Here is a 19,141-nt window from a genome sequence, read left to right on the forward strand (position 1 = left end):
AAATATTTTACCACATTTATACTACTAATTGCATTTTTTGGATGTAAGCAAGAAAAAGAGACAATGAACACAGCACAAACTTTTTACGTAGGTACTTACACCAAAAAGGACAGCAAAGGTATTTATAAATACGGCTTATCTAAAGCAGGAAAATTAAGCAAAATTGGCTTACAAGCAACTATTGTAAATCCTACTTTTTTAGTAAAATCTAACGATAAAAAATCATTATTTGTTATTGGTGAAACAGATAAAAATGGTGTTGGATTTATCCGTTCTTTTAAAATTGAAAAAGATTCTTTAACACAAATAAGTAAAGAAAAAACTGGTGGTGCAGGACCTTGTTTTGTTGGTATAAATAAAGATAATTACATTGTCACCGCCAATTATAGAGCAGGCACTGTTGGTTTACTAAAAACAGATACAAATGGTAAATTAAGTAAATTATTAGATGTACAACAACATTTTGGTAAAGGCACCACAGAAAGACAAAAAGCACCTCATGCACATTCTGCTTGGTTTCATCCAGCAAAAAAAGAAGTAATTTCTATAGATTTAGGAACCAATGAAATTTGGTTTTCTAAAATTGAAAATGACAAATTTACATTTACAGCGCAACAAAAATTGGCAATGCCAATAGGTTCAGGTCCAAGACACTTAACCTTTCATCCTAACAAAAAATGGATGTATGTTTTAAATGAATTAGGAAATACCGTTTCTCTAGTAAAAGAAAACAACGGAAAATATTTTGTAGAAAGTACCATTACTACATTACCAGCAGATTTTACTGAATTTAGCAAATCTGCAGATATTCATATTACAAAAGATGGTAAATTTTTATACGCCTCTAATCGTGGGCATCAATCTATTGCTATTTTTGAAGTAAACAAAGAAAACGGGTCTTTAAAAACCATTGGATATGAAAATGTTAGAGGCGATCACCCAAGAAACTTTTCTTTATCGCCAAATGAAGATTTCTTAATTGTTGCAAACCAAAATACAGATAATATTATTTCTTTTAAAAGAGATGAAAAAACAGGTAATTTAACTTTTGTAGATGAGATTAAAGCACCAATGCCAGTTTGTATTTTATTTTAAAAATTACTATTTCAATTGAAAAGCGATTTGTAGAAACTTATGCTTTATGCAATATTATTACCTGAATTACTATAATTAATGGGAATTTTAATTCTTAAATTCGCTTTAATTTTTAACAAAAATTGCTGTAATTCATATAGAAGTTATCTAATTTTATCTAATAAATCACTTAACATTAGCGCTTCTAAATCGGTTAATTTGTCTAAAAAAGATAAGTTTTTATTTTTATCTATATTAGTAAGTAATGCCAAGCCTTGTTTAGATATTTGTACATAAACTACGCGCCTATCATGTTCGCTGCGTGTTCTTTCTATTAAGTTTTTATCACACAATTTATCCATTAAACGTGTTGCGTTAGGCGCTCTTTCTATCATTCGATCTTTTACAACTTGCACCTTAACTGTTTTTTTTGCGCCTCTTAAAATTCTAAGAATATTGTATTGTTGTGGCGAAATACCATAAGGTTTAAAAAACTCATTTTCTTTACTGCTCAACCAATTGGCTGTATATTTTAAGTTGATTAAAGCTTTTAACTTATCACTTTTAAAAGTAGATTTTATGTCTTTAGATATATCTCCCATATCTTATTTAAATGTTGGGTTTTTGTTTTATACATCCTTAAAAAAAATACGAAACCAAAATAACTGTTGTTAAAAATTATCTATTGTCAGTTTTGGGTTGTATTTGATTTCTTTTTCTAAAATTAAAAAACTACGCTCTTAACTTTAAATCTTGCATTATTTTATTGAATTCTTCTGTTGTAGGTGTTAAAAAAACTTGGTCATCTACAAACAAGGTTGGGTATTTTGCAATGCCATTGTAAAGTGTTTTACTATGTTCTCTGGCATCAACATCTTTAGAAATGTCTCTATAAACATAAGGAACATCTGTAGAATTTAAGAAATTTTTAAATGCAACTGTATATGCATGCCCTTGTTTACCATATAAAACTATTTTCATATTTTATTGATTTATCTTGTTTTCAAATTGTACTACTTTTTTCTGCAAATCATCCAAAAGACTACTATTGGTGAGTTTACCAAATTTAAAATTATCGGAAAAATTTGGTAAAGAAAAAGTGACTATTTCTTTAGCAGCATGTCTTGGAAAACGTTGTTCAGCTGCAGCTAATACAAATCTGCCTCCCATAGCACCAGGTGAAGTTGCCATTAACAATACTGGCTTTTCTCTAAATATTTTACCATTTACTACAGAACACCAATCAAAAATATTTTTAAAAGCGGCAGCATAAGATCCATTATGCTCTGCTAAAGAAACTATAAAACCATCATAATTATCTAAACTTTTAGAAAAGTTAACAATATCTTCTGGTATCCTATTTTCTTTCTGTTCATCTTCACTATATATTGGTACAGTAAAATCCCTAAAATCTAGAATATCAAAATTAGTTTTAGTTAAAATGTTAGTAGTAAAATTTACCAGCTGTTTATTTATTGAAGTTGAACTGGTAGTGCCTGCAAAAGCTAATATTTTTTTCATACTGTTATTAAGATGAATTTTAATTATTAATTTATTCTATAATCTTGGTAACTATTGGTGTTTCTCCTTTTACCATTTTAGCAACAGGACATTTACCGGCAAATATTAACAAGCTTTTTTTTGATAATCAGAAACTTCTTTCTCAAATGAAATTTCTTCAGATAATATATAACTTCCGTCTTCATTTTTAATTTGCGTAACATCTACAGCAATTGCTCCTAAATCCCAACCTTTTCTTTCTGCATACATTCTTAAAGTTATAGAAACACAGCCGCCAATTGCAGATAATAAATATTCTACAGGTGATGGTCCTGTATCTCCTCCTCCATAAAAACCAGGTTCGTCTATTACCGCAAAATGATTTCTCATTTTTGCTTCTGCCAAGTACTTTTTAGTGCTTAAAACTACTTTTGAATTTGCCATTATTGTATTTTTTTACTGAAAAAGTAGGAAACCAGTAGCAAAACTAATGCGATTAAAGCTCCCATTTGTTCGCCATCTGAAATCATATAATGTGCAAAAAATGCCAAAACAAAATTGAAGAAAAAACCTGCATAAGCCCATTCTTTAACAGTTTTATTTTTTACAAACCAAATTGCAATTAATCCTAATATTTTTGCAGTTGCTAAAGGATAAATAATGTAGGTTGGATACCCAAAACTTATAAATGCTTTTGTAATGGCATCATTATTAAAAAGATACATACTTACAGAAAAAAGCATTAGTAGAGTTAATAAACCAGTAGCTATGTAATAAACTATTTTATTTGTTTTCATTTGAAATACTTCTATTTATAAACAAAAATACGGTTTTCTAATTTATTTACCAAGGAAAATAACTCCGTGGAAATATAATATTTAGAAAATAAGCAGTTTTAAGTCAATTTTTAAGTCAAAAACGGTATAACTAAAACGTCTTAGTTTTACAACTAAGACGCTTACAATATATTTAGCTATTTCTTATCGGTAAGTGTATCGTTCTTTTTCTCCTTTAGGATTTTGCATTTCTAAAGTAATTCTATATCTATTTGCGCCTAATTTATCTAATAAAATAGCGGTTTCTTTTGCGTTTTTCACTTCCATGTCATTTACCTTCGTAATCACGTAGTTGTTTAAATTTTCTTCCTCATCATCTTTACCAGTTCTTATAATTTTTACACCACTTTCTAAACCTAACTTTTTTAATTCTTTTTTTGTTAAATCTTTTAATTCCCATTGAAAAACGGAAGTAATATATTGTTCTATGGATTCAGATAGTTTTACTTTTTTAATTAAAGTTTCTCCATTTCTATCAATTGTAACAGCTACATAATCTCCTGGTCTTTTTGCCGTTAATTGCCCTTTTAAATCAGAAAATTTAGCAATTTTCACGTTATTTATCATCTTAATAATATCACCAGATTGCAAACCTGCTTTTTTCGCATTTTCTGTTTCTTCTGCAACACCAATTACCTTAACACCTTCTTGATCAAATTCAGGATCGTAATTAATACCTAAAATAGCCTGTTGTACTTTACCAAATTCTAAAATATCATCAATAATTTTTTTAGCAATATTAGAAGGTACTGCAAACGAATATCCAATAAAAGAACCCGAATTAGAAGAAATTGCAGTATTAATACCAATCAATTCTCCATTTGTATTTACCAATGCACCACCACTATTACCAGGATTTACAGCTGCATCTGTTTGTATAAAAGACTCTATATTTCTGTTGCCTTCTAAATCTCTTCCTTTAGCAGAAACAATACCTGCAGTTACTGTAGAAGTTAAATTATACGGGTTACCTACTGCCAAAACCCATTCGCCAATTTTTACAGAATCTGAATTTGCAAACGGTGTGTATGGTAAATCCATATCTGTGTTTATTTTTAATAATGCAATATCATTTGAAGCATCTGCACCAATTAATTCTGCTGGATATTTCTTTTGATTGTTTAAAGTAATCTCAATATTAGTAGCATTAGCTATAACATGATTGTTAGTTACAATATAACCATCTGGAGAAATTATTACACCACTTCCTGTACCAATTTGTTCGTATTTTCTAGTACCACTACCACTGCCATAAAACAATTCTGCCCAAGGATTGCTTTGAGTTCTAACAGCCGTATTTTTTACGTGCACTACAGAATGTACTGTTTTTTCTGCAGCTGCTGTAAAATCTGTAGTTGTTTCAATAGAATTTACTTTTTTATACGTTGGTATATAATTGGTTTTTACAATTTCTGATGATGGAGTTTGTGCAGTCTGTTCAATAACTACAGGTTCTTCAAAAAGCAATTTATAACCACCTAGAGTTAAGGCACCTCCTAAAATTGCCATACTTATAAAACTGATTGTTTTTTTCATTTTAATTCTTTTTTTATTACTCAAATATATAATTTTAACAGATTAAAAAAATCTGTTTAACTACATTTTAACTGTCTTTAACCGGTTTTTAACAAAGCCAATTTACGCTTCAAATACTTATATTTGTGTTTATGAATTTAGCATTTTACAAATATCAAGGAACCGGAAATGATTTTGTTATGATTGATAACAGAGCAAATACCTTTCCAAAAGAAAATACTGACAAAATTTCACTTTTATGCAATAGGCACTTTGGTGTTGGTGCAGATGGTGTTATTTTAATTGAAAATGATCTTAATTTTGATTTTAAAATGCTGTATTTTAATGCAGATGGTAGCCAAACCTTTTGTGGTAATGGAGGTAGATGTGCAGTTGCCTTCGCAAAAAAATTAGGTATTATTAATACTGAAACTAATTTTATGGCTTATGATGGGCCACATTTTGCAACTGTAAAAAATAACATTGTTTCTTTAAAAATGATTGATGTAAGTGAAATCGAAGTCAAAGAAAAATCGGTTTTTGCATATACTGGTACCCAACATCATGTAGAATTGGTAGAAAACTTAAGCGATTATCCTGTTTTTGAAAACGGCAAAAAAATAAGATATTCTTATGATAATCCTGGTAGTAATGTAAATTTTGCAGAGCAATTAGATGATAAAACTTTTAGAGTAAGAACATATGAAAAAGGTGTAGAAAATGAAACCTTAGCTTGCGGCACAGGAGTTACAGCTGTAGCAATTGCCATGCATAAAACTGGTAAAACTAAAAGTAATGAGGTTACATTACCTGTAGAAGGTGGTCTTTTAAAAGTTTCTTTTAGTGAAGAAAATAGCTTGTATACAAATGTGTTTTTAACAGGGCCTGCAACATTTGTTTTTAAAGGACAAATAGTAATTAATGAATAAAATTAAAAATAATTCCATTCTACTAAGGGCATTAGAGCCAGAAGATTTAGATTTTTTATATCAAATAGAAAATAATGAAAATTTCTGGCAAATAAGTCATACGCAAACCCCATTTTCTAAATTTATTTTAAAACAATATTTAGAAAACGCACATTTAGATATTTATGAAGCCAAACAACTGCGTTTACTAATACAAGAAAATAAAACAAACAAACAAATTGGTATGATAGATTTGTTTGATTTTAATCCACAACACAAAAGAGCAGGAATTGGCATTTTAATTCATCCTGATTATCAAGGTAAAGGTTTTGCAAATCAAGCACTAGCACTTGTAATAAATTATAGTTTTTCTCATTTAAATTTGCATCAATTGTATGCAAATATCACTTCAGAAAACAGAAAAAGCATTGGTTTATTTGAGAAAAATAATTTTAATAAAATAGGTGTAAAAAAAGATTGGCTTTTTTCTGAAGGAAAATTTAAGGACGAATTATTGTTTCAATTGATAAACTCGTAACTTTACAACCTAAAATTATTTCAATTGAAAAAAAAATCGTTTTATCTTTTACTTTTTTTTATAGCTTTAGGCAGTATTTTAAGCTATAACTACTATCAAAAAATTTTTGGGAAAGCTATTACAAAAGAATTTATATTGTTTGTTAAAGAAAATACTACTTTAATAGATATTAAAGAAAAAATTAAAGATTACACTAAGCATCCAAACACTTTTCTTTGGGTTGCTGCAAGAAAAGATTTTATAAACCCAAAATCTGGACGATATGTTTTAAAAGAAGGCATGTCTAACAACGATTTGGTAAATATGTTACGCAGTGGCAACCAAACTCCATTAAAAATAGCTTTTAATAATCAAGATACATTAGAAAAGTTTTCGGGTAGACTAGCTTCTCAAATTGCTGCAGATTCTATTGCATTATTAGAAAGTTTTACGGATAAAGAATTTTTAAAGAATAACAATTTTACAAAAAAATCTGTTTTACAAATTTTTATTCCTAATACATATGAGGTGTATTGGACTATTCCTGCAAATCAATTTAGAGCTAAAATGTTATCGGCTTACAAACGCTTCTGGAACAAAAGCAGATTACAGAAAGCCAAAGATTTAAATTTATCAAAAGAGGAAGTAATTATTTTAGCATCAATTGTACAAAAAGAAACTGCAAAAAATACAGAAAGACCAATTGTTGCAGGTTTGTACTTAAACCGATTAAAAAAAGGCATTCCTTTGCAGGCAGACCCAACCATTATATATTGTGTTAAAGCGCAAAAAGGACAAGATTATGTTGTAAAAAGAGTTTTAACGGCAGATTTGGCTATAAAATCGCCATACAATACTTACAAAAACAGAGGCTTACCTCCTACTTTAATTGCCATGCCAGATATTTCTGCAATAGACGGAGTTTTAAACGCACAAAAACACAATTATATATATATGTGCGCTAGTGTAGATAAAATAGGATATCATGCTTTTGCAAGAACATTGGCACAGCATAATAGAAATGCGGCAAAATACCATAGATGGCTAAATAAACAAAGGATAAATAGATAGTTGTTGGCCGAAGTTTCATAAAAAAGAATTTTAAATACTGAAATGGATTTTAGTAATCGCACAAAATGGTTCTTAATTACTTTACTTTTAATTTCTGTATTTATTTACGGACAAAACGCTCCATTTTTAAAAAAATCAGATACCCTAAATAAAAAAAGGCGCACTAGTGTTATTGTAACAGAAAGTATTTTAGCCGGCGGAACTTTATTGGCTTTAAATGAACTTTGGTATAAAGATTTTCCTCAATCTAACTTTCACTTTATAAATGATAATAAAGATTGGAAACAGATGGATAAAATGGGCCATATAATGACATCTTATTATTTTGGTAAAGTTGGTATGAACGTTTTAGATTGGGCGGGAGTTTCCAAAAAAAATCAATTAATTTATGGCGCTACTTATGGTTTCGCTTTTTTAACTGCTGTAGAAGTGCTAGATGGTTTTTCTAAACAATGGGGTGCATCTATAGGCGATATATTAGCAAATGCAACAGGAACAGGCTTACTAGTTGGCCAAGAATTACTTTGGAATGAACAAAGAATTATCATGAAATATTCTTTTAACCAGACCCGTTTTGCAGAATTAAGACCAAATACTTTAGGAGAAAATTATTTACAACAAGCCTTAAAAGATTATAACGGACAAACGTATTGGCTCTCTGCAAATATCTGGTCTTTTGCTAAAGAAAGTAATTTTCCTAAATGGTTAAATGTTGCGTTTGGATATGGCGCAGAAGGTATGTTATATAGCAGAACAAGATCTACAAACTCTTTATCGCAAGATCCATTTAGACAATTCTATGTTAGTTTGGATGTTGATTTAACTAAAATAAAAACAAAATCAAAAATCTTAAAATCTTTGTTTTCTGTTGTTAATTTCATAAAAATACCGTCTCCTACCCTAGAAATTAACACCAAAGGTAAAATAAAATTTCATTATTTGTATTTTTAAAAAAAATTAACATATTGATAATCAATTACATTCATATTATGTTATACTTTTGCACCCGCTAAACAGAAAGATAGTTTTTTATCAAAAATAAAATCCTTGTTTTAAGTATTGTATTTCTTTTTATAAATGCAGCACCAAAAACTAAAAAAAGCAATTTTAAAGTAGCTAAAATGGTTACTTTAAATTATCCAAAACCATTAAACAAAAACCTGCTTTACTTAAGAAAAGATTTTGTAGCGTTTAAAGAGGCACTTGCTTTTAAAGAATCTCAAGGCAAATATAGTGTTGTAAATACTTTAGGATATTTAGGCAAATACCAATTTGGCAGCACTACTCTGCAACGTTTTCGCATTTATGATACCCAAAGTTTTCTTAGAAACCCAGAATTACAAGAAAAGGCATTTGTAGCTTTATGCAAAGTAAACAAATATATTTTAAGAAAAGATATTAAGCGTTTTAACGGTAAAACCATAAGTGGAATTAAAATTACAGCATCTGGTATTTTAGCTGCAGCCCACTTAAGCGGTGCAGGAAATGTAAAAAAGTTTTTGAGAAGTAATGGTACTAAATGCTTTTCAGACGCTTATGGCGCAACTATTAAATCTTACTTAAAAAAGTTTAATGGTTATGATGTAACCAACATAATTGCAGATAAAAAAGCGCGTATATAATTACTTGTGAATTATAAAAATAGCTGGTTTTTTATGTAAATCTGGTTGTTGTTGTTTCCAATCTTTAACAGCTAATGTTTTTATATATTCTGAAGGTAAAGTAATATCTGCAGCAATACACAAATTTGTAGTTGGTGATAAAGTGGTTTTTAAATCTGCAAACATTTTATCATTTCTATAAGGTGTTTCTATAAAAATTTGAGATTGGTTTTTATCATTAGATAAGCGCTCCAAATCTTTAATGGCTTTTTTTCTATCTGTTTTGTCTATTGGCAAATAGCCATTAAAAGCAAAATTTTGTCCATTAAAACCAGAACTCATCATTGCCATTAAAATAGAACTTGGTCCTACCAAAGGCACAACCTTAATATTGTTTTCGTGCGCTAGCTTTACAATGCTAGCACCAGGATCTGCAATTGCAGGTACACCAGCTTCAGATAACAAACCAACATTTATGCCCTCTTTACAAACATCTAAATACTTTCTAGTTTCTAACTCTTCTGCATATTTGTCTAAAGACATAAGTTGTAATGCAGGTTGTGATTTTTTTGGGCTTATTTTTTTGATAAATCTTCTGGCAGACTTTTCATTTTCTACTATATAATAATCTATTTGTTCAATTACTTTTTTTACAGATAACGGCATTACCTCTAAAGGTTCTGTTTCGCCCAAGGTAGTCGGAATTAAATAAAGCTTACCAAACATATTTTTAAAATTAAAGTACTATTGTAAAACTAAGGCTTTTTTATAGGATATGCAGAAAATCTTCTGAAAATAAAATTTGAATTACTTTAATTTATCTGCAATAACATCACAGGCATCATCTAGCATTCTATAAACGTTTTCAAAACCTGCATCTCCTCCATAATAAGGATCTGGAACTTCGTAATTTTTATTAGGTTTAACCTCGTTTAAAATCATTTTTACCTTTAACAATTCTTCTTCACTGATAGATAATGCTATTATATTTTGATAATTATTTTTATCCATTGCATAAATTACATCAAATTCTTTAAAATCATCAAAAGAAAACTTTCTTGCTTTCTGATTGGTAATGTCTATACTATATTTTTTTGCAACTGCAATAGAACGAGAATCTGGCAAATTACCAACATGATAAGCTCCAGTACCAGCAGAATCTACAAAAACTTTATTCGAATTTACTTTAGATTTTAAAATACCTTCTGCCAAAGGAGATCTACAAATATTGCCCAAACATACCATAAGTATCTTTTTCATAACTATAAAGTTTAAATTAATTGTAATAAAAAATGAATTTTATAAACTAGTGAAAGCCTATAAAATTCATTAGAAAAATTCAAAAATAAAAGTATTAAAAGGTTAACTTTTTTGTTAAATCTTCTACATATTTTTTAAATTGCTTATCTGTTTCTGTAAGATTATCTACAGTTTTACAAGCATGTAATACAGTAGCATGGTCTCTTTGCCCTATTTGATTACCAATACTTGCCAAAGAAGTTTTAGTTAATCTTTTTGCAAAAAACATAGCCAATTGTCTTGCTTGTACAATATGCCTTTTTCTTGTTTTAGATTGTAAAGTGGCTACATCCATATCAAAATACTTAGAAACTTCTTTCTGAATATAATCTATAGAAACTTCTTTTTTGGTGTTTTTTACAAACTTATCTACAATTTGTTTTGCCAATTCTAAAGAAAACTCTTTTCTATTGAAAGAAGCTTGGGCAATCATAGAAATAATAACACCTTCTAACTCTCTAACGTTAGATTTTATGTTTTTTGCAATGTATTCTACAATATCATCTGGCATTTCCACACCATCTCTATACAATTTGTTTTGTAAGATAGAAATTCTAGTTTCATAATCTGGTGCTTGTAATTCTGCAGATAATCCCCATTTAAAACGAGACAATAAGCGCTGTTCAATATCTTGCATATCTACAGGAGCTTTATCTGAAGTTAAAATTACTTGCTTACCATTTTGATGTAAGTGATTAAAAATATGGAAAAACACATCTTGTGTTCCTGCTTTACCAGATAAAAACTGAACGTCATCTATTATTAACACATCTATCATTTGATAAAAGTGAATAAAATCGTTTCTGGTATTAGACTTTACAGAATCTATAAACTGTTGTGTAAATTTTTCTGATGAAATGTATAAAACCGTTTTATCTGGATATTTATCTTTAATATCTACACCAATAGCGTGCGCCAAATGTGTTTTACCTAAACCAACACCTCCGTAAATTAATAACGGATTAAAAGAAGTTCCTCCTGGTTTGTTAGCAACTGCCATACTTGCAGAACGTGCTAATCGGTTAGAGTCTCCTTCTATAAAGTTGTTAAAATTATAATTAGGATTTAACTGAGATTCAATTTTTACTTTTTGTAAACCTGGTATTACAAAAGGATTTCTTAACTCTCTTTTGTTAGATTCTAAAGGAACTGTAACTTTTTGAGGTTTTAAAGGATCTCTGTTAGAACTTGGTATTTTAACTATTTGCGGCCTATTACTGCTATAGTTATTTTCCATTTTAACATCATAAATCAATTTCGCATCATTACCCAACTGTCTTACCAATGCTACTCTTAATAATTTAATGTAATGTTCTTCTAACCATTCGTAAAAAAATTTACTTGGCACCTGAATTGTTAAAGCCTCCCCAGACAATTTAACAGGTTTTATTGGTTCAAACCAAGTTTTATACGCTTGTGGTTTAATGTTGTCTTTTATAAAAGACAGGCATTCATTCCAAACTGATTCAGCAGTTAAAGTCATTTATTTTATTGGATGCTTTGGGATTATTGATAATTATTACGTCGCAGTAATTTGCGTTTCTTAGGGCAATACAAAAGTGTGAATAAAAAACAGGATAAAAAAATGAAATTACTATTGATTATTAACTTTTTTTTGCGTAAAATGAAAAAATAAATTTTATCTATTACAATTGAAAAAATCATCAACAAAAACCAGAATAAGATATTCTGAAACAGATCAAATGGGCGTTGTTTATCATGGCAATTATGCTCAATTTTTTGAAATGGGCAGAACAGAATGGTTAAGATCGCTTGGGGTAACATACAAAGATATGGAAATGAATGGAATAATGCTACCTGTAATTTCTTTATCTTGTAATTTTATTAAATCTGCATTGTATGATGATGTACTAACAATAACTACTTTTCTAAAGAAAAAACCTTTGGTTAAAATTGAATTTGATTATGAGATTGTAAATCAAAATAACGAATTAATTTGTACCGGTAATTCTGTTTTGGCTTTTATGAATTCTAAAACAATGAAACCTACACGTTGTCCAATTTATTTATTAGAAAGCTTAGGGTTTTAAATTACTATAGTTTTTTAATAGAAACTTTATACAAGTTATTAAAAATAGTAAAAAATGCTTCTGCGTTTTTTTTTCGAATGGCAAGCGTATACTGGCAATCTAAAGCTAATTTTTGTTGTAAAATTCTTAGTTTTTTTTCTTTGATAATGCGCTGTACTTTATTCATCATGTCATAATCAAAATTTAGTAGATAATACACGTCTATTGTTTTTTCTTTAATTTCAGACGCCTCTAAAGCCATTTTTGCAGAAAGTTTATACGCAGAAATTAAACCTCCAACGCCTAATTTTGTTCCACCAAAATAACGCACAGAAACTACTAAAATATTGGTAACTTCAAAAGATTGAATTTGACCATAAATTGGCAAACCTGCAGAATTATTAGGTTCTCCATCATCATTTGCTCTAAACCTTTGTATTTCTGTACCCAATTGCCACGCATAACAAATGTGTCTTGCAGAAGAATGTAATTTTTGTAAACTTTCTAAGGCTATTTTTATTTCTTCTTCAGAGGTTACAGGAAAGGCATAACCAAAAAACTTACTCCCTTTTTCTTTAAAAAGTGTTTCTTTTGATGGTTTTTCTATAGTTTTATAAATATCGCCCATTAAGTAGCTTTTTATCTTTTTTGTCTTTCAGAAATTTTTCCAAAGAAAAAAAACGAACCAATCCTAGTTTGTATTAATTATTACCTTTTATCATCTTCATAAAGCCTTCAATCTTTAAAACCTTAATAATTTAATACTGAAAAGAATTAAGCAATCGCAACAATTACAATACCTAAAATTGCCAAAGCCACACCAATTATATTTTTAACGCTAAATTTCTCTTTAAACAAAAGCAATCCTATTAAAGTAGATACAATTACAATAGCTACATTATTCACAGTAAATAATGTTGAACTTTCAAAATTTTTATTTTGTAATGCTTTTATTAGAAATATAATAGAAAAATAATTAGGAACACCCAATACAATACCAGCAATTACATTCTTTAAACCAAAAGGCGTACTCTTTTTTAGACTTTTTATGCCTAAAATTACAATTCCAAATACAAAAGCAATACCAAACAAAGTACCAGAAAATATAGAAATATCTCTATCATCTACATAAGTACTTTGTATGTATTTAATTAAAGTATCTATGGCGCCAGATCCTAAAAATAGTAAAACGGGGAGAAGTAATGTGCCTTTATTTTCTGATTTTTCATCTTTTACAGATGATAAATAAACTGCTATTAAAGCAATAATAATTCCTGTTATTTTTAAAAAAGTTACAGATTCATTATATAAAATAACCCCAAAAAAAACAGGAACCACAACAGACATTTTACCTGCAATAGATGTAACAGAAACGCCATTCTTTTGAGCTGTCATAGCCATAACAAAAAAAATGGTAATAAATAAAGCCCCTAAAACTAGAGCTCCAGGAAACCAATTTTGCGTATAAATTTCTGTAATTGGTATTTTTCTTTCAGCAAATAAAAACCCCAAAGAAAAAGCAACCATGTAATTTACAATAATAGCTTTTAGAACATCTACTTTATAAATGCCAAAATATTTAAAAATTACAAATAAACCCGATGAAAATAAAATACTTAGTAGTAAATAAAACAAATTATAGCAAGTTTTTGGTTTTTAAATCAGTTACATCTTCTTTACCAGGAATTAAATTCCAAATATGAATTCCTAAAGTTTTTGCGGCATCTGTATTTTCTTTAGTATCGTCTATAAAGAGCGTTTCTTTGGCATTTAAATTATTTTCTTTTAGCACAAATTGATAAATATTTGTGTTGGGTTTTTTTAAATTTATTTGGTGCGTTAAATAAAATTGTTGAAAACAATTTTTAAATTTGGTATACAATTCTATACCCCAATTATTCTGAATCCAAGAAATATGCATATCATTAGTGTTGCTTAACAAAAATAATCTGTATTTTTTTTCTTTGGATAATTGCTGAATAAAACGCAATCTTTCCTCTGGAAAATCTAGTAAAATTGAAGTCCAAGCTGTTTTTAACGTTTCTTTAGAAATGGATAATTTTTCTTCAAAATAATTTAAAAATTTATCGGTTGTAATAAGTCCCATTTCATAATCGTCTAAAATGGGCTTCCATTTTTTATCTAAGGGAGAAATTCCTAATTTTTCTAATTCTTTGGCAAATAACTTTTTATCTAAATTGATAAATATATCTCCAAAATCGAAAATGATATTTTTAATCATTTGTATATTTTTTTAAAATATCGTTTTTAATGTTTTTTTGAGTAAAATCTCCTTGTAAAACTGGCGCTTTTATTCCTCTTTTAAAAGAATTATCGCCAATAAAAACAAAAGCTTCATCCCAAAGATTTTCGTCTATAAAAGTTTGTAAAGTTTGTGTACCACCTTCAATAATTACAGACATTATATTGTGTTTGTGTAAAATATTACAAACTGTAGCCGCTTTTAATTTCCCCAAAGGGGAAAAATCTGCTTGTTCAAAAATTGTATTCTCAAGAGGTTGAAACTCCTTGTTATTCCGTTTAATATTCTCATCGTAAATAACAATTGTTTTTACACTTCCGTCTAAAATGTTACCGTTTTTAGGAATTCTTAAAGTTCTGTCTAATACAATTCTAATAGGATTTTGCCCAGACCAACTTCTAACATTTAATTTTGAATTATCTGCCAAAACAGTGTTTGTACCTACTAAAATAGCATGTTCTTTAGCGCGCAATTTATGCACTACTTGTTGGGAGTAAGCGTTAGAAATCCAAACTGGTTTTGCGTCATTACGAATTATGCTTTTTTCAGCTTTATTTGGCAATTCATTAGTAAATTTATTTACTTTTTCTTCACTTTTGCTTTCTGCTAAATATGTATTCTTAAAATCTTTTATAGGAGCAATAAACCCATCTTTGGTTTCTGCCCATTTTAAAATTACATAGGGTCTTTTTTTATGCTGATTGGTAAAAAAACGTTTGTGATGTGCCAAACATTCTTTTTCTAAAACACCTACTTTTACATTAATTCCCGCTTTTTTAATACGCTCAATTCCTTTTCCTGCAACCAAACTATTACTATCTACACAACCAATAACTACTGTATTTAATTGGTATTTTACAATTAAATCTGCACAAGGTGGGGTTTTACCAAAATGCGAACAAGGTTCTAGAGTCACATAAATGGTAGCTTGTTTTAAAAGTGTTTTATCTTCAACTGCATTTATAGCATTTACTTCTGCATGGTTTTCGCCATAAGGCGATGTAAAACCTTCACCAATAATTTTATGATCAAATACAATTACAGCGCCAACAGATGGGTTTGGTCTTGCAGTTCCCAACCCGTTTTTAGCAATTTGTAAAGCTCTTTTAATAAATTTTTCGTGTGTTTTTTGCATGATTAAAGAAATTCTTAAAATTTAATTTCTTGCACCTTATCTACTGCATACACTTTAGAAAAACCAAATACTTTGTACTTTAAATCTCCTTTAAATTGCACTTTTATAGATTTATTTAAAACCGAATTTAACAAACCTCCTAAAATGCCTCCTTTGCTATTTTCAAAAATTTTTCTTGTTGGTATTACCACTTTTAAAGGTACTACAAACGCTTTTCTTGCGGGCACTTTAAATTCTCCTGAAGATACTTGGGCAACATCTGCCCCATTTACAATTACCTTAATTCCATCTGTAGCAATTTTGCCACCAATATCATTTGGGTTTTCAAAAAAAGCTTCTGCTTTTAAGTGAATTGTATCTCCTTTAAAAGAAATTACTTTTATATGATCCACTTTTTTAAATATGGGTTCTTTGTCTATAGAACAACTTGTAATTACTAAAAATAAAAGACCAAAATAGATTGTGTTTTTCATCGAAAAAAAAATTAAATTAGGTAACTTGCTGCTGCAAAAATACAGTAATAAATGCCAAGTGAAAATTTTATTATTAGAGAAATAAAACCAACAGATAATTTAGCTATATCTAAGGTAATTAGAACTGTAATTTTAGAAATGGGCGCACCAAAAGTAGGCACAGCTTATGAAGATAAAGCTACAGACAAAATGTTTGAAACCTACCAAAAAAACAAAGCGGTTTATTACGTTTTAGAGCATCAAAATAAAGTAGTTGGTGGTGCAGGTATTGCGCAATTAGATAATTTTGATGGTACTATTTGCGAATTACAAAAAATGTATCTTTTACCCATAGCAAGAGGCAAAGGTTTGGGTTCTAAAATGATAAACAAATGTATAAAAACTGCAAAAACATTTGGTTTTACATCTTGTTATTTAGAAACCTTACCTTACATGACAGCTGCCGTAAAATTGTACAAAAAAAATAATTTTAAACATTTAGATGGGCCAATGGGAAATACAAACCATTATTCTTGTAATGTTTGGATGCTTAAAAAAATATAAAATTTGATATTTTACACACTTTTTTTAATTCATATTCTATTTTTTAGTTGGGCATTTTACAACATTCTTTATTTTGGTGTAAAACCTTCTAAATCTTTAAGTTGGATTTTAATCACCTTCTTTTTTCCGTTTATTGGTGTGCTTAGTTTTATAATTTTTGGTATTAATAGAAGGCGATTAAAGTTTTTTGAATTAAAAGAAACTAAAAAACGTAAAAACTACATAAAAGCTTCTTTTACGAACAAAGAAAATTCTCAATTAGACGGATTAGCATCTGTAAAAGCAAAAAAAATATCAACATTAATCTACAATAACACTAATTTTCCGCTAGAAAGCAATAACAACGTAACAATTCTAAAAAACGGAAAAGAAACTTTTAATGCACTTTGCGATAGCATTTCTAAAGCTGAAAAATTTATTCATCTGCAATATTTTATCATAGAAAATGGAAAAGTTTTTAACCGCATAAAAAAATTATTGCTAGAAAAAAGAAAAGAAAATGTAGAAGTTAGAATACTGTACGATTCCTTTGGAAGTTATTATTTAAACAAGAAATCTATAACAGAATTAAAAGAAGCCGGTTGTAAAATATACCCAGAAACCCCTTTAAAATATGGTACTTTTTTATTCTCTTTAAATTTTAGAAATCATAGAAAAATTGCTGTAATAGACAATAAAATTGGTTTTACGGGTGGTGTAAATATTTCTGATGAATACATTACAAAAGACACCAATTTAGGTATTTGGCAAGATACTCATGTTAAAATTGAAGGGAAAAGTGTATCTCATTTGCACAAATCTTTTATAAAAGATTACTATTATGCTACCAACAAAGATTTAAGCAAAAACAAAAAATACAATATTATTTATAAAAGTGAAGGCCACACAAAACTACAAATTATAAATAGTGGGCCAGATTACAAGCAAGCTATTGTTATGCAACAATATTTAAGTTTTATAAACTTAGCAGAAAAAAGTATTTGTGTTTTAAACCCCTATTTTATTCCTACATTTTCCATTTTAGAGGCATTTAAAATTGCAGCGTTAAGCGGTATTAAAGTGCAGTTATTATTACCCAAAAAAGGAGATTCTAAAGTTGCTACCTATAGCATGTATTCTTATTTTGAAGTTTTAATAAATGCAGGTGTAGAAATTTATTTGAGAGAAGATTTTTCGCACAGTAAAGTAATTTACATAGATGATGAAATTTTATCTATAGGCTCTACAAATTTTGATTGTAGAAGTTTTGAACATAATTATGAGCTAAATGCGATTATCTTTGATAAAGAAAAAACAAAAGAGGTAAAACTAGAGTTTGAAGAACGCCTAACAAAAGCCACAAAAATAAACCTAGAAACTTTTAAAAATCGTTCTAAGAAACAAAAAACTTTAGAACGTTTGTGCCGTTTCTTTAGCCCTTTATTATAATTGTATGACCCTAAAAGATTTCAAATTTTTTTTTACTGATGAATTGGTTTCCATTTATCCAACTACAGAAATAGATACATTTTTCTTTATTTTAATTGAAGAGAAACTGCAACTGCAAAGAATTGATACTGTTTTAAAACCCAATTTCTTAATAGCTGTTGAAAAATTAAAAGTTCTAAAAAAAATTATTGATAGATTAAAAAAAGAAGAGCCATTACAATATATTTTAGGAAATACAGAATTTTATGGCTTGCCTTTTTTGGTAAATAAAAATACATTAATTCCAAGACCAGAAACAGAAGAATTAGTCGCCTGGATTCTTTTAGAGAGTGAAGGAGAGAGAAGAAAGAAAAAAGAAAGCAATCTTTATATTATAGATATTGGCACAGGAACTGGCTGCATACCAATTTCTTTGGCTAAAAACCTAGAAAATGTAAAAATTTCTGCAATAGACATTTCTAATAAAGCCTTACAAGTTGCCAAACAAAATGCCAAATTAAATAAAGTTGAAATTAACTTTTTGGAGTTAAATATTTTAAAAGCGGACAAATTACCAGCAAAGTATGATATTATTGTTTCCAATCCGCCTTATGTTAGAGTATTAGAAAAAGTAGCAATTAAAAACAATGTTTTAGAGAATGAACCTCACTTGGCTTTATTTGTAGACGATGATAATCCGCTTATTTTCTATAAAAAAATAGCAGATTTAGCAAAACAACATCTTACAAAAAATGGATTGTTATTTTTTGAAATTAATCAATATTTAGCGCAAGAAACTGTAGAAATGTTAAAGCACAAAGGGTTTTCTAATATCGTATTGAAAAAAGATTTTTTTGGCAATTATAGAATGATAAAGTGCGAATTCATTTAGTTTGTTTTTAAATTTTAAAAAACTAAAATCTTTATGCATCATAAAGTTATCTAAGACTTAATTTTTTATTTGAGTTG

General features: G+C 28.6%; 24 protein-coding genes. 10 read left to right on the plus strand and 14 right to left on the minus strand.

Annotated elements, in window-relative coordinates:
- The first annotated feature begins 63 nt into the window (after positions 1-63).
- Positions 64-1,095, plus strand: coding sequence for a lactonase family protein (locus Q0762_RS06045; RefSeq protein WP_298764821.1), 1,032 nt, complete (start codon positions 64-66; stop codon positions 1,093-1,095).
- A gap of 143 nt (positions 1,096-1,238) precedes the next feature.
- Here the strand turns inward: Q0762_RS06045 and Q0762_RS06050 are convergent, their stop codons facing one another.
- From Q0762_RS06050 to Q0762_RS06075, 6 genes are all read right to left on the minus strand, one after another.
- A complete protein-coding gene (locus Q0762_RS06050) occupies positions 1,239-1,676 on the minus strand; it encodes a MarR family transcriptional regulator (RefSeq protein ID WP_298764823.1) in 438 nt (145 codons plus the stop codon).
- A 130-nt stretch (positions 1,677-1,806) separates the two neighbouring features.
- Positions 1,807-2,055, minus strand: coding sequence for a glutaredoxin domain-containing protein (locus Q0762_RS06055; RefSeq protein WP_298764824.1), 249 nt, complete (start codon positions 2,053-2,055; stop codon positions 1,807-1,809).
- A 3-nt stretch (positions 2,056-2,058) separates the two neighbouring features.
- Positions 2,059-2,595: an NAD(P)H-dependent oxidoreductase gene (locus Q0762_RS06060; protein WP_298764826.1), complete on the minus strand. Its 537-nt coding sequence runs from the start codon at positions 2,593-2,595 to the stop codon at positions 2,059-2,061.
- 105 nt (positions 2,596-2,700) lie between these two features.
- On the minus strand, positions 2,701-3,018 hold the full coding sequence (locus tag Q0762_RS06065; protein ID WP_298764829.1) for an OsmC family protein: 318 nt from the start codon (positions 3,016-3,018) through the stop codon (positions 2,701-2,703).
- Positions 3,018-3,371 carry a DoxX family protein gene (locus Q0762_RS06070; protein WP_298764831.1) on the minus strand — a complete coding sequence of 118 codons (354 nt, stop codon included), beginning with the start codon at positions 3,369-3,371 and terminating at the stop codon, positions 3,018-3,020. The genes Q0762_RS06065 and Q0762_RS06070 overlap by 1 nt, the downstream gene beginning before the upstream one ends.
- 183 nt (positions 3,372-3,554) lie before the next feature.
- On the minus strand, positions 3,555-4,946 hold the full coding sequence (locus Q0762_RS06075; RefSeq protein ID WP_298764833.1) for a trypsin-like peptidase domain-containing protein: 1,392 nt from the start codon (positions 4,944-4,946) through the stop codon (positions 3,555-3,557).
- A 131-nt stretch (positions 4,947-5,077) separates the two neighbouring features.
- On the opposite strand from Q0762_RS06075, the gene dapF reads away from it, so the two are divergent.
- The 5 genes from dapF to Q0762_RS06100 all read left to right on the plus strand — a co-directional run bounded on the left by dapF (position 5,078) and on the right by Q0762_RS06100 (position 9,043).
- Positions 5,078-5,854, plus strand: a complete 777-nt coding sequence (gene dapF / locus Q0762_RS06080) for a diaminopimelate epimerase (protein WP_298764836.1) — start codon at positions 5,078-5,080, stop codon at positions 5,852-5,854.
- On the plus strand, positions 5,847-6,371 hold the full coding sequence (locus tag Q0762_RS06085) for a GNAT family protein (RefSeq protein WP_298764839.1): 525 nt from the start codon (positions 5,847-5,849) through the stop codon (positions 6,369-6,371). The genes dapF and Q0762_RS06085 overlap by 8 nt, the downstream gene beginning before the upstream one ends.
- A gap of 24 nt (positions 6,372-6,395) precedes the next feature.
- Positions 6,396-7,421, plus strand: a complete 1,026-nt coding sequence (gene mltG, locus Q0762_RS06090; RefSeq protein ID WP_298764842.1) for an endolytic transglycosylase MltG — start codon at positions 6,396-6,398, stop codon at positions 7,419-7,421.
- Positions 7,422-7,463: 42 nt separating this feature from the next.
- Positions 7,464-8,372: a DUF2279 domain-containing protein gene (locus Q0762_RS06095; protein ID WP_298764844.1), complete on the plus strand. Its 909-nt coding sequence runs from the start codon at positions 7,464-7,466 to the stop codon at positions 8,370-8,372.
- A gap of 170 nt (positions 8,373-8,542) precedes the next feature.
- The gene (locus tag Q0762_RS06100) at positions 8,543-9,043 is read left to right on the plus strand and encodes a peptidoglycan-binding protein LysM (RefSeq protein ID WP_298764846.1); all 501 of its coding nucleotides are present in this window, start codon (positions 8,543-8,545) and stop codon (positions 9,041-9,043) included.
- On the opposite strand, the gene Q0762_RS06105 is transcribed toward Q0762_RS06100, so the two are convergent.
- From Q0762_RS06105 to dnaA, 3 genes are all read right to left on the minus strand, one after another.
- On the minus strand, positions 9,044-9,748 hold the full coding sequence (locus Q0762_RS06105) for an SAM-dependent methyltransferase (RefSeq protein ID WP_298764848.1): 705 nt from the start codon (positions 9,746-9,748) through the stop codon (positions 9,044-9,046).
- Positions 9,749-9,829: 81 nt separating this feature from the next.
- Positions 9,830-10,282 (minus strand): low molecular weight protein-tyrosine-phosphatase, encoded by a 453-nt coding sequence (locus tag Q0762_RS06110; protein ID WP_298764851.1) that lies wholly within the window; start codon positions 10,280-10,282, stop codon positions 9,830-9,832.
- Between the two features lie 94 nt (positions 10,283-10,376).
- Positions 10,377-11,804, minus strand: coding sequence for a chromosomal replication initiator protein DnaA (gene dnaA, locus Q0762_RS06115; protein WP_298764853.1), 1,428 nt, complete (start codon positions 11,802-11,804; stop codon positions 10,377-10,379).
- A 169-nt stretch (positions 11,805-11,973) separates the two neighbouring features.
- Between dnaA and Q0762_RS06120 the strand changes: the two genes are divergently transcribed.
- Positions 11,974-12,372 carry a thioesterase family protein gene (locus Q0762_RS06120; protein WP_298764855.1) on the plus strand — a complete coding sequence of 133 codons (399 nt, stop codon included), beginning with the start codon at positions 11,974-11,976 and terminating at the stop codon, positions 12,370-12,372.
- Positions 12,373-12,376: 4 nt separating this feature from the next.
- Here Q0762_RS06120 and Q0762_RS06125 read toward each other — a convergent pair whose 3' ends face one another.
- From Q0762_RS06125 to Q0762_RS06145, 5 genes are all read right to left on the minus strand, one after another.
- Positions 12,377-12,979 (minus strand): YigZ family protein, encoded by a 603-nt coding sequence (locus Q0762_RS06125; protein WP_298764857.1) that lies wholly within the window; start codon positions 12,977-12,979, stop codon positions 12,377-12,379.
- Between the two features lie 146 nt (positions 12,980-13,125).
- Positions 13,126-13,986 (minus strand): DMT family transporter, encoded by an 861-nt coding sequence (locus Q0762_RS06130; protein ID WP_298764860.1) that lies wholly within the window; start codon positions 13,984-13,986, stop codon positions 13,126-13,128.
- 1 nt (position 13,987) lies between these two features.
- On the minus strand, positions 13,988-14,593 hold the full coding sequence (locus Q0762_RS06135) for an HAD-IA family hydrolase (protein ID WP_298764861.1): 606 nt from the start codon (positions 14,591-14,593) through the stop codon (positions 13,988-13,990).
- The gene (ribD, locus tag Q0762_RS06140) at positions 14,586-15,749 is read right to left on the minus strand and encodes a bifunctional diaminohydroxyphosphoribosylaminopyrimidine deaminase/5-amino-6-(5-phosphoribosylamino)uracil reductase RibD (protein ID WP_298764862.1); all 1,164 of its coding nucleotides are present in this window, start codon (positions 15,747-15,749) and stop codon (positions 14,586-14,588) included. Before ribD ends, Q0762_RS06135 begins: the two co-directional genes overlap by 8 nt.
- 14 nt (positions 15,750-15,763) lie before the next feature.
- Positions 15,764-16,222 carry an LEA type 2 family protein gene (locus Q0762_RS06145; RefSeq protein WP_298764864.1) on the minus strand — a complete coding sequence of 153 codons (459 nt, stop codon included), beginning with the start codon at positions 16,220-16,222 and terminating at the stop codon, positions 15,764-15,766.
- Positions 16,223-16,273: 51 nt separating this feature from the next.
- On the opposite strand from Q0762_RS06145, the gene Q0762_RS06150 reads away from it, so the two are divergent.
- Genes Q0762_RS06150 through prmC form a run of 3 tightly spaced genes read left to right on the plus strand, consistent with a single transcriptional unit; the run spans position 16,274 to position 19,064 of the window.
- Positions 16,274-16,765: a GNAT family N-acetyltransferase gene (locus Q0762_RS06150; RefSeq protein WP_298764866.1), complete on the plus strand. Its 492-nt coding sequence runs from the start codon at positions 16,274-16,276 to the stop codon at positions 16,763-16,765.
- Between the two features lie 3 nt (positions 16,766-16,768).
- Positions 16,769-18,193, plus strand: a complete 1,425-nt coding sequence (gene cls, locus Q0762_RS06155; protein ID WP_298764868.1) for a cardiolipin synthase — start codon at positions 16,769-16,771, stop codon at positions 18,191-18,193.
- Positions 18,194-18,197: 4 nt separating this feature from the next.
- Positions 18,198-19,064, plus strand: coding sequence for a peptide chain release factor N(5)-glutamine methyltransferase (gene prmC / locus Q0762_RS06160; RefSeq protein WP_298764870.1), 867 nt, complete (start codon positions 18,198-18,200; stop codon positions 19,062-19,064).
- Positions 19,065-19,141: the final 77 nt, after the last annotated feature.

The organism is uncultured Polaribacter sp. (assembly GCF_947495205.1).
Classification (GTDB): Bacteria; Bacteroidota; Bacteroidia; order Flavobacteriales; family Flavobacteriaceae; genus Polaribacter.